Origin of the sequence: Chryseosolibacter indicum (genome assembly GCF_018598585.1) — a bacterium.
Taxonomy (GTDB): Bacteria; Bacteroidota; Bacteroidia; order Cytophagales; family Cyclobacteriaceae; genus Chryseosolibacter; species Chryseosolibacter indicus.
This window is the reverse complement of record NZ_JAHESD010000066.1, coordinates 1-11,042: the sequence shown is the minus strand read 5'-3', so window position 1 is coordinate 11,042 and position 11,042 is coordinate 1. Positions and strand designations below refer to the sequence as shown.

Below are 11,042 nucleotides of genomic sequence, written 5' to 3'. Positions count from 1 at the left end.
CTTTTAATTTATACTAAAGAAGACAAGAATAAGTGTGGATAAGCTTGTAAGTATGCTTACTACGGGGCCGTAATCCTGTAAAGCTTCACGCAATGGCCTTCGTACAGGTTCTACATAAATAATATCATTTGGCATGATGATCACATTGTTTTTTAAGTATCCATCAATTGTACTTAAGTCTGCAACGTAAACTTCTGAACCTCGTAATATTCTAATGTTGTGTGCTTTTGAATCGTGAGGTAAGCCCTTAGCCAGAGCCAGTACTTCAGTGAGTTTCATGTTCTGGTTGGTGAGTGGAATTACCTGACCTGGTAACGCACCAAGAACTACTGCTCTTTGATTTTGATATGTGATTTTAACAAAAGGCTGTTGGTAGAATTTTGAGAACTCAGTCTGCAATACTTCCTCTGCCTGTTTTACCGTAAGTCCCTCAAGTTTAATCTGATTAATCAAGGGTAGTTTTACATTTCCATTAACATCAATGGTGTAAACGATGGCTTGCTGTTGTGTTGCTGAACCAGCAGGTTCTGAAGTTTGAATATTTGCCAACAGAATTTTCTCGCCGTTGTTTGAATAAACGTCAAGCAGCAGTTGGTCGTTCTTTTGCAGCACATAATCTGCTTCAATTTGATTCAACTGCTGCGATAATTGAAAGCCTTCGGGTACCTTAAACATAATATTTTGCTTGTATGCGCTACATCCGTAGCAAAGAGGTACAATCAAAAAGATATGCTTTAAGAATTTAGTTAAGGACAAGGGACGCTAGTTAAGGTATTTAAACCTTTGAAATTACTGATTTTCCAAGTAATTCACTGAACGTAGGTAAGTTTAAATCCTTTTCTGAAACAATTGGACTTGAAAAAGGCCATTCTATCTTGAGTTCAGGATCGTTCCATACAATTCCAGATTCACATTCTTTCTTGTAAACGTTGGTGCACTTGTATTGAAAAATTGTTTCTTCAAGAGCAGCAAATCCATGAGCAAATCCTTCTGGAACCATGAGCATATTATGACGTTTATCGTCAAGCTCACAGTAATATGTTTTACCGAAAGTTACAGACCCTGGCCTTAGATCAATAGCAACATCAATAACCCGGCCTTTGATAACACTTACCAGCTTGCCTTGTGCGTAAGGCGCACGTTGAAAATGCATACCTCTGATAACTCCTTTCTTAGAGAAAGACATATTTTCCTGAGGGAAGTGTGTGGGGATATTGTATTTACGGATTACTTCTTCTTTATAACATTCGAAGAACCACCCACGGTCATCAGCATAGACTGAAGGAATAATTTCATATAGACCTTCAAAGCCGGTTTCTTTAACTTGCATGAATTTAAAAGAGCTATTCTAATTTTTTTAGAGCAGCAAGATACTTGTTTATTACCAGAGATTCATCGAATTCAGCTTCCATTTTTAATCGGCCGTTTCTACCGAACTCACGTAACTTTTCTTCTTTGAGCTCCGACATACTCTTCATTTTATCTGCCAGATCGGTAGCATCTTTTATCTTACATAACATCCCATTGTAGTTGTTTACCACTACATTGTTACAACCCGGAACATCCGTCGCGATGATAGGTTTAGATGAACTTGCCGCTTCCAGCAAGGTTCTTGGTGTGCCTTCCCGATAGGAGGGCAGAACAATACAGTCTGCTTTTTCTATGAAGGTGCGTACGTCATCAGTAGTACCTAGGTATTCAACTGTCTCTGTTTCAATCCATTTACGGATAAGTTCAGATTTAATGCCTCGTTTATGCTGTTCGTCAATGGCACCTAGAATCTGAAACTTCGCATTGACTCCCTCTGACTTTAATTTTTGGATGGCCTCTATATATTCAAGCACTCCTTTGTCAGTTATTAAACGCGAGATTAAAAGGAAGGTAAACTTCTCGTTTCTCTTATACTCGGTAGGATGAAACTTCTTTAAGTCTATGCCCGATCCAGGTAACAAGTCTGCTGTTTTATTGGTAACAAGTTTTTTCTCAATAAACATTTGAAGGTCTTCCGGATTTTGGAAGAACACGCGTCTGGCAAACCTGAAGCTGACTTTATAAAGAAAAACAGCAATTGCTGATAGTAGATTGTCCTTAAGGAAAACAGTACCCAAACCACATACGTTGTTTATAACAGGTATTCTTAATAAAGTAGCTGCAAATGTACCGTAGACGTTGGGTTTGATGGTGAAATGGAGAATCACATCCGGCTTTACTTTCTTATAGATCATAAAGAATTCAAGGATTAGGGCTGAATCCTTAATGGGATTAGCACCCCGGCTATCCATTTTAATGACATGATGCTGACATCCAGCCTCTTCTAACAACCTGGTATATTCATCCAATGGAGCTATCGTATGAACCTCATGCCCAAGCGCCATCAGCTCTTTTACAAAATTCATCCTGAAGTTGTAAATGTTCCAGGAGGTATTCAAGACTATTGCAACTCTCATCAGTGAGTATTTGGCTAAGCTTATTCAAAGAGTCAGCCATTTTAAAAGGATTGATCAAATTAACTTAGGAGGGGCTTTTTATAAGAAAGGGAAGCCAGAATTAAGTAGATTAGTCCTGAATTTGGAAACCTAGTCTCATTTCAATACGTTAATACTGTTCTTTTTTTAAAGGTAAATGGCTGAAGAAATAAATAATTATAATACTTCTGTGTTGGTCGCTCTTGGCAGCCCACGAGGTATGCAGGAAACCCAGGAACACTTGGACGAACTCGCTTTTCTGTCGGAGACTGCTGGTATACATACAATACATCAATTTGTACAAAACCTACCTCATCCTGATTCAAGATTTTTTGTAGGAAAAGGAAAGTTGGAAGAGATAAAAAACTATGTACACGGTAATAAAGTAAAGAATGTTGTTTTCGACGATGACCTTTCTCCATCACAACTGAGAAACCTCGAACGTGAGTTAAATCCTAAGGATGCACAGGAATATAATATTAAAATATACGATCGAAGTCTTCTTATCCTAGACATATTCCTGTTCAGAGCACAAACAGCCCAGGCACGGACACAAGTTGAGCTTGCAAGATATCAATATCTGCTCCCACGGTTAACAAGGTTATGGACTCACCTTGAAAGACAACGCGGGGGAACGGGAACACGTGGTGGTGCGGGTGAACGTGAGATAGAAACCGACCGTAGAAATATCAGGTATAGAATAACGCTGTTAAAAGACCAGCTGGAAAAGATAGAAAGGCAAAGGGAAACGCAGCGCAAGTCAAGAGGTAATATTGTGAGGGTAGCACTGGTAGGTTATACCAACGTAGGCAAATCAACGCTTATGAATTTACTATCTAAGACTGATCTTCTTGCTGAGAATAAGTTGTTTGCAACTGTAGATTCTACCGTACGTAAGGTTTCTCTAGAAAACATTCCATTTCTTTTATCAGATACGGTCGGTTTTATCAGGAAATTACCTCACCATCTTATTGAGTCTTTTAAATCTACTTTGAGCGAGGTAAAAGAGGCGGATATCTTATTGCACGTGGTTGATATAGCTCATCCTTTTCATGACAATCAGATTGAAGTTGTTTCAAAAACTCTTGCTGATATAGGGGCTGCTAACATACCTACTATTTTAATTTTGAATAAAATTGATTTATTCAAAAAACAACATCCGGATATCAACTTAAATGAGATGCTTGGGAGGTATCGGGAACTTAGGTTTCAGAATATTGTGTGCATATCTGCCACTGCCAGGGAAAATATTAATGAATTGAAACAGATTCTGTTTGAAGAGGTTAAGAAAAAACACATGCAGATTTATCCGAACTATCTTCCTTCTGATACCTACGACCAAATAAATGATATAAATGTTGGGGAAAGCTTAAATCCATAGAAGGTTCTTTTTTTAATTTCAGACAACTTTAATAGTATTGTGGTCTGAAAAGAAAAAGCCGGTCCCGTAGTTCAATGGATAGAATAGGAGTTTCCTAAACTTTTGATGGAGGTTCGATTCCTCTCGGGACTACCATTCCGGAATTTTTGAATTATTCAGAAGTTCCGGTTTTTATTTTAAGTAATCCGACGGCATTGATTCGTAATCCTTTATTCAATTAAAATTTACGTTCTACAAGCCCTTAAAAGTGTGTATATAAGAAAAAAGGTTGCCACATATAATGGCAACCTTGTAATGTTCTTTTAAAGCGTAATACAATTAATATCCGTCGTTTTGAGGTAAGCCATAAGAGGTCGCATCAACGTAAGGTATAGGCATAACCTCGTGCTTACCCTTTTGAAATCCAAGAGAACCTAGTTCCTGTTCTGCTAATCCCCAGCGAACAAGATCCAGGAATCGGAATCCTTCAAATGCAAGCTCTAACTGGCGCTCAGTAACTAAAGCTTGAAATAATGCATTGCCTGTAACGCTATTGTCAATAGGCGGAAGGCTGGTTCCTTTTCTTTGTCTAACTGTATTGATCAGTGTTCTTGCCGTACCCTCATCTCCATTACGATAATTAGCTTCTGCAGCCATCAACAATACGTCAGCGTAACGAATAAGTCTGAAGTTTGTTCCGTAGTTTAATTCTGGAGTAGGGGTGCCAGTTTGTTTAGAAAACGATCCATACTTGCGTTGCCAGTAGCCTTCGAAATCCCATGAATTATCGGTTGTCCAATCCCCTCCATTTGCTTTAAGCTCTGCTACAGAGAATACAGTAACCTTTCTCCTGTTCTCATCACCTGAGGCAACAAAGGCATCATAAATTTTCTTCTTGGCGACATTCATTCCCCATCCACCAGTTAAAGAGTCACCATTCATAGGTTTATAGTAATCAGAGCGGGGCCCCATTAATTGGATATGGATATTGCTTTCCGGCTTAGCACTCCATGGAAAATTACCCCAATCATATTTCTCGGTATTCACAAAGGATAGTTCAAACAGTGATTCAATTCCAAATTCGCCTGATTTCGCAAATACATGTTGGACTGAATCTTCCAAAGCATACTCATTAGAACTAATCACATAATTAAATTGCGTAACAGCGTTTGCCCATTCTTCTTGATACAAGTGAGCTTTGCCAAGAAGTGCCTGGGCAGCACCTTTAGACCATCTAAACTTATCTCCGGCACTATACTGACTCTTCATAGGAAGAATTGCGATTGCTTCAGTCAAGTCAGTTTCGATTTGAGTGTAAATAGCTTGTTTTTCCACTCGTCCTGTACTTGCATACTTACTAGCATCAACTTCCTCTAAAACCAATGGAACTTCACCCCAAAGAGATACAAGTTCAAAATAGGCAAAAGCCCTTAACACCTTAGCTTCTGCGATAACACGTTTGCGAAGATCGTTCTCAGGTTTAACGTTATTAATAACCTTATTAGCACGATAAACGGTAGCATAAAGGTTAGCCCAAATAGCAACAACTTTGTCATTTAGAGAACCTAACGTAAAGTCATCGAGAGTTTGATAACCGGGTTGATCACCATTATTTGCACCACCTGCATTGCTTTCATCTGAAGGTAACGTTTTTAGTAGATAAAGACTGTTCCAAGCGGTATTGTATTCAGCTCCAAGAATATCATACGTTGCATTTACAGCTTGAAGTGCGTCTTGATCGCTAAGATAAAACTCATTTTCAAGCAACTGCCCTTGAACAGTTTGATCTAAAAAATCATCACATGATGCTAGACTTAAAATGAAGACAAGTCCAGTGCAAAATTTTATAATAAATTTTTTCATGACTATTCGTAAGTTGAAGGTTTTAGAATGTGAATGTTAGGCCTGCCAGGAAAGTCCTTGGAATAGGATAAACCCCTCTATCAATACCCTGGCTGTTATTATTGTTACTTCCGGCTTCTGGATCAATTCCTGGATATTTTGTGAAGGTAAAATAGTTGTCAAAAGATACGTAAGCTCGTACATTTCTAACTCTCAAATTCTCGGCAATAGATCCAGGTAACGTATACCCTAGTTGTAATTGACGAACACGGGCATATGAACCATTGAAGATCATGTAGTCGCTGCTATAAATCTTTGAGTCAGATGTATTAGCTGTAAACCAGATGTTAGTTGAGTTTTCACCGTTCCATTGATCCTCATAAAAGAAGGCAGGTTTATTAGCTGTCGGTCGGTCGGTTCGGTTGAATCCCATTAAAATGTCATTTCCATGCTGACCTTGAACGAAAACTAGTAGATCAAATCCCTTATAGCCTAATGTAATACGTCCACCATAATAGAAGTCCGGTTGAGGACTGCCAATGATTGTGAAATCACTTTCATTAATTTGTCCATCATTGTTGATGTCTTTGATTATCGGATACCCAAGAGCAGGAGTATAACCACCTGTTATTTTTTCTTTATAAGCGTCGATCTGTGTTTGATTTTGGAATATTCCCTCAGTGGCATAGCCATTAAAGAACCATACAGGAAAACCTTCTTTGAATAGCGTAGCGCTTCCCCAGCTCGTCCCTACATTCGTCCCAGAAAGTTGTTTAACACTTCTGTCTAAGTAAGTAACCTCATTGCTAAGGGTAGTTAGGTTTGCCGAAATTGAATATTTTAAAGCGCTCTGACCATTATCTCTATAAGATGCTTCAAATTCAAATCCTTTATTGGTTATTTCTCCTCCGTTGAAGAATGGAAGCGAATTGCCAGCAAATCCAGGAGGCGCACCTGGGGTAATTAAATCTCTAGTAATTTTATTAAAATAATCTACGGTAAATCCTAACCTATCATCAATAAATCTAAGTTCTAAGCCCAAATCTAGTTGCTCGCTAGTTTCCCACGTTAAATAGGGGTTTTCAAGTTGAGTTGGCGCTGCCCCACTCTGATACGTTCCTAAAGCGTCCGGATAACGTATTACTCCACCTACATTGGTAGAGATAGCTGATTGCCATTGACCAGGATTTAAATTAGACAAACTGCCATTTTGCCCCCAACTAGCACGAATCTTCATAAAACTTACAGTGTTGCCTACGTTTTCAGGAAAAAACTCTTCGCTTGAAACAACCCAACCAGCTGATACTGAGGGAAATGTGCCCCACTGATGCCCGCTAGCTAATTTAGATGATCCATCACGACGAATAGTTGCAGCAAACAGGTATTTTCCTTTGTAATCATAATTTAGTCTTCCAAATACTGATGCAAGCGTTTGCGTGGAAAGATCGCTGCTAATTCTATCCGTAGCATCAGGTACGTATCTGGCATAAGACCATTTATCTTCTTCTCTAAAAAGATCAGCATATGAGCCGCTAAGAGTATTGTAAGAATATTTTTGCAATGATCCGCCTGCTAACAAAGTAAAGTTATGATCAGCAAAAGATTTGTTATATTCAGCAAAGTTTTCCCATTGCCAGGTATACCACTCTTCCCAGTTATCTGAACCATTTGCCAGAGAAACATTGCTTTCACTAGAATACCATTGTCTAGGATTCCAATTATGATTGCGCTGAAAAGCTGCATCTAGATTAAGACGAGTGGTATACTTCAATCCTTTTATAGGGCGAATTTCGGCATATACGTTGCCCAAAAGTTTGTTTTGAGTAGTTCTTCCTTTTGCTTCCTGAATCCTGGCGATTGGATTTCCAAATTCTCCTTTTACGTATGGAGAGATACCAAAGTAATTTCCATTTGGATCTTTAACTAATGGCTGACCTGCTGTTAGAGCATCCTTAACATGTTGAGGATAATTTGCAGGTTCTACTCCGGCATATGTAACTGGTGTTGTAGGGTCGAGCGCAAGAGCACTTCCAACTAAAGAACCATATTCACTGTCTTCTGAAAGACCTCTTCTTTGAATGTTGATGTAGGATAAATTCTCACCTACTGTAAGCCATTCTTTAAGTTTGTGACTTGTGTTGATCCTTATAGTATAACGATTAAACTGCGATTTATCCCCACCAGCAATTCCTTCTTGTTGGAAAAGATTTCCGGCAATGAAATAGGTTGATTTGTCGGTGCCACCACTGAAGTTTAAAGAGTGGCTTTGTTGTGGTGCATTGTCAAAAATTTCATCAAACCAATCTGTTCCTTTACCTGCAACATCAGCAGCTGTTGGCCTAGGCGTAACTCCAGCTTTTTCCATATATTGCTGATATTGTTGTGCATTCATTAGTTTCATCATATTGGGTCTTACAGATTGAATACCAAATTGGCCACTGTAAGTTATCTCTGAAGTATTAGCACGACCTTTCTTTGTAGTTATAATAACAACTCCATTAGCTCCTTCCGCACCGTAGATTGCTGCAGATGCGGCATCTTTAAGGATTTCCATTGACGCAATATCGTTAGGAGAGAGAAAATCCATTCCTGAAGCTCCTGTTCTGACCCCATCGATAATAAATAGTGGATCAGCACTTTGATTTGAAGATGTACCGCGAATCCTGATCTTGGTTCCACTTCCAGGAGAACCTGAAGTAGGAGTGATTGCTACCCCCGCTGTTCGGCCTTGTAGAGCCTGATCAACGCGGCCAACAGAAACTGTTTGAAGTTCTTCGGCTTTTACAGATGAAATTGCTCCAGTAAGAAGGCTCTTTTTTTGTTCGCCATAACCTACAACAACAACTTCTCCGAGTTGTGTAATATCAGGCTTCATGGACACATCAAATGAAGACTGCGTTCCGACAGTTACTTCTTGAGATAGATATCCTACAAAGCTGAATACAAGAACCGAATTCTCATTAATCCCACTAACATTGAATCTTCCATCCAAGTCTGTTACCGATCCTGTCGAAGTTCCTTTTATTAAAACATTAACACCTGGGATAGGTTGTCCATTTTCATCACGCACATTTCCGGTGACATTTCTGTCTTGGGCTTGTAGTACGGATGAACAAAAAAATAACAGCACCGAGACTGTTACACTTAATTTTTTTAAGAGTTGTTTCATCTTATAATTTGTTTGTTTAGGTTGAACACGCTTACACTCGTTCGGGTAGCGCGGGCCGAAAGTAGAGATTTTGTTATGCCTTCAAGGAAAAATTAAAAAAATATTTTAGTAAACGAGTTCACAAACGTTTTCATAATTGCTAAATGTTTGGTAAAACGATTGAGCAAACGAATCCTGTAGCTAATCCTAGCTAAATGCATCCGATTTCGAAGTATTTCTTTAATAATATTGCTCGATACTGTTTACTAGACTTTGATCTTGGTAAAACCTACAATAAAAGCACGCTTTTATGAAGTCATGTGAAGGCATAACTTAAGTAACACTTATTGGGTTCTTTAAGCCGACCAGCATTGTAGAAAGTTGTAGAATAATCACAGTAATGAGTTAAACAACTTTTGTAGAAAATCATCACTACATCTTGACGGCATTCTATTGAAAATCGTGTGCAGTATTTCAACTTTTTCTATTTCAATATAAGGCATAAGAATTTTTACAGGTAGTATCTCAAGAGCTCCTTTAAAAGACGTCCTAGTATGAATTTTTTCACAAACCCTTCCTGGATCAACACGCAATTATTATCGTATAATAAACTTGAAGATATTCCTGATAGCTTATTTAATGAAGTAAATGAACGCCTAAGTAAATTAGTCACCGATGATCCGTTCGTGTCCATTGTAATTCCTGCAAAGAATGAGGAAGTTAACTTAATACGTACTATTGATTCATTGTCTAAAAATAAAACATCCTACAAGGTTGAAATTATTGTGGTGAACAACAATTCAACCGACAGAACGCAGGAAGTATTAGATAGATTAAAGATCAAGTCACTGTTTCAACCGAAAGCTGGTTGCGGGCCTGCACGTCAGTTGGGGCAGGAGCATGCAAAAGGAAAGTATATCCTAATGGCTGATGCGGATTGTTTCTATCCCCCAAAGTGGATTGAGAATATGACAAGGGCACTGCTAGAGAGTGGTGTTGCCTGCATTTACGGACGCTATTCTTTTCTTGGTACTCCTGAGCAACCCAGATGGAAATTTTCTTTATACGAATCTGCAAGAAATGTAATTGTAGAGGCGCGTCACCTCAATCGCCCTTGTATTAACGCGTTGGGTATGAGCATGGGATACGTTAAGGATATGGGCCTTAAGGTTGGGTTCGTGCCTAAGCACATTAGGGGAGAAGACGGAAGGCTTTGTTTCCAGTTAAGGGAGATGGGTAAGATCAAACAGGTGAGAGATCGTTCTGTCATTGTATGGACGCTTCCTCGTACACTTCAGAAAGAAGGAAGTCTTTTATCTGCGTTTACCCGCAGGGCTTTGCTTGAACTTTCAAGAATTCAGCATTACTTCTATCCACAAGCCCCTCACGATGTGACAAAAACTAAAAACTACGACCCTGCTATAGTAAAATACTTTAGAAGAAGAATACAGAAACAGCAAAGCGAGCCTGAGCAAGGTTTGAACTAGCAATCATCAGTCGCCAATCTTAGAAGAATACTTAATTATAATTTATGGAAGCACTACGTCAAATAATTAATCCCATTACGCGCGCTATTCGCGATTTTCGTGATTTAAAGTTAAGACGTTACAACGAAGAAAAGTTACCTGCAGAAATCTATGATCCGTCTTTAGAGAAACGTAAGGTCTCCTTCTGCACCACCTGCATGAATAGGTTCTTTCACCTTCGTAAAACTTTCATAAAGAACATTGAGGACAATATTGATTATCCTAATGTGGAATTTGTACTGTTAAACTATAATTCCAAAGATGAACTTCATCAGTGGGCACAGAAAACCCTCCCTAAATACATTGAAAGGGGAATAGTAAATTATTATTATACAGACAGGCCTGATTTCTTTCATGCTTCTATTGCGAAAAATCTGGCTCATAAGGTGGCACAGGGAGATATAGTTTGTAACCTTGATGGCGATAATTTTACCGGAAAGGATTTTGCATACTACCTAAATTATAAGATGCACGTAATGGGTGATAATACCATTCTGCATGTTCGCAAGTCTCCTTACTGGGGAACAGAAGGTCGCATCGTTTTAACAAGGAAGAACTTTATTGAACTTGGTGGTTACGACGAAAGTTTTGAGCCTATTGGGCATGAAGATCATGACTTGCTTCACCGTGCAAAAGCTTATGGATTAAAGTATGAAAACGTTCTGATCGAAAATTTCCTTCATTACCTGAGCAATACTACC

Annotated in this window: 8 protein-coding genes and 1 tRNA gene; 4 read left to right on the top strand and 5 right to left on the bottom strand. The window is 38.8% G+C overall.

Annotated features, from left to right (window positions below; all coding sequences use genetic code 11):
• Positions 1-3: 3 nt before the first annotated feature.
• From KK060_RS20650 to KK060_RS20640, 3 genes are all read right to left on the bottom strand, one after another.
• A complete protein-coding gene (locus KK060_RS20650) occupies positions 4-675 on the bottom strand; it encodes a polysaccharide biosynthesis/export family protein (protein ID WP_254155799.1) in 672 nt (223 codons plus the stop codon).
• A gap of 100 nt (positions 676-775) precedes the next feature.
• Positions 776-1,330, bottom strand: coding sequence for a dTDP-4-dehydrorhamnose 3,5-epimerase (rfbC, locus tag KK060_RS20645; protein WP_254155797.1), 555 nt, complete (start codon positions 1,328-1,330; stop codon positions 776-778).
• A 13-nt stretch (positions 1,331-1,343) separates the two neighbouring features.
• The gene (locus KK060_RS20640; protein WP_254155795.1) at positions 1,344-2,447 is read right to left on the bottom strand and encodes a glycosyltransferase family 4 protein; all 1,104 of its coding nucleotides are present in this window, start codon (positions 2,445-2,447) and stop codon (positions 1,344-1,346) included.
• A 175-nt stretch (positions 2,448-2,622) separates the two neighbouring features.
• Here KK060_RS20640 and hflX point away from each other — a divergent pair, with 175 nt between their 5' ends.
• On the top strand, positions 2,623-3,846 hold the full coding sequence (gene hflX, locus KK060_RS20635) for a GTPase HflX (RefSeq protein ID WP_254155793.1): 1,224 nt from the start codon (positions 2,623-2,625) through the stop codon (positions 3,844-3,846).
• 60 nt (positions 3,847-3,906) lie between these two features.
• Positions 3,907-3,981, top strand: a tRNA-Arg gene (locus KK060_RS20630).
• A 183-nt stretch (positions 3,982-4,164) separates the two neighbouring features.
• Here KK060_RS20630 and KK060_RS20625 read toward each other — a convergent pair.
• Entirely contained in the window at positions 4,165-5,688 is a 1,524-nt protein-coding gene (locus KK060_RS20625; RefSeq protein ID WP_254155788.1) for a RagB/SusD family nutrient uptake outer membrane protein, read from the bottom strand.
• A gap of 22 nt (positions 5,689-5,710) precedes the next feature.
• Positions 5,711-8,836 carry a SusC/RagA family TonB-linked outer membrane protein gene (locus KK060_RS20620; protein ID WP_254155787.1) on the bottom strand — a complete coding sequence of 1,042 codons (3,126 nt, stop codon included), beginning with the start codon at positions 8,834-8,836 and terminating at the stop codon, positions 5,711-5,713.
• Positions 8,837-9,369: 533 nt separating this feature from the next.
• Here KK060_RS20620 and KK060_RS20615 point away from each other — a divergent pair.
• Together KK060_RS20615 and KK060_RS20610 are read left to right on the top strand one after the other, a co-directional pair.
• Positions 9,370-10,302 (top strand): glycosyltransferase family 2 protein, encoded by a 933-nt coding sequence (locus KK060_RS20615; protein ID WP_254155785.1) that lies wholly within the window; start codon positions 9,370-9,372, stop codon positions 10,300-10,302.
• Between the two features lie 44 nt (positions 10,303-10,346).
• On the top strand, positions 10,347-11,042 hold a 696-nt coding region (locus tag KK060_RS20610; protein WP_254155783.1), incomplete at its 3' end, for a glycosyltransferase family A protein.

Excerpts from the sequence above, each read along its gene's own strand:
- KK060_RS20625 (WP_254155788.1), bottom strand. The coding sequence starts at position 5,688 with ATGAAAAAATTTATTATAAAATTTTGCACTGGACTTGTCTTCATTTTA.
- hflX (WP_254155793.1), top strand. The coding sequence starts at position 2,623 with ATGGCTGAAGAAATAAATAATTATAATACTTCTGTGTTGGTCGCTCTT.
- KK060_RS20620 (WP_254155787.1), bottom strand. The coding sequence starts at position 8,836 with ATGAAACAACTCTTAAAAAAATTAAGTGTAACAGTCTCGGTGCTGTTA.
- KK060_RS20650 (WP_254155799.1), bottom strand. The coding sequence starts at position 675 with ATGTTTAAGGTACCCGAAGGCTTTCAATTATCGCAGCAGTTGAATCAA.
- KK060_RS20615 (WP_254155785.1), top strand. The coding sequence starts at position 9,370 with ATGAATTTTTTCACAAACCCTTCCTGGATCAACACGCAATTATTATCG.
- KK060_RS20640 (WP_254155795.1), bottom strand. The coding sequence starts at position 2,447 with ATGAGAGTTGCAATAGTCTTGAATACCTCCTGGAACATTTACAACTTC.
- rfbC (WP_254155797.1), bottom strand. The coding sequence starts at position 1,330 with ATGCAAGTTAAAGAAACCGGCTTTGAAGGTCTATATGAAATTATTCCT.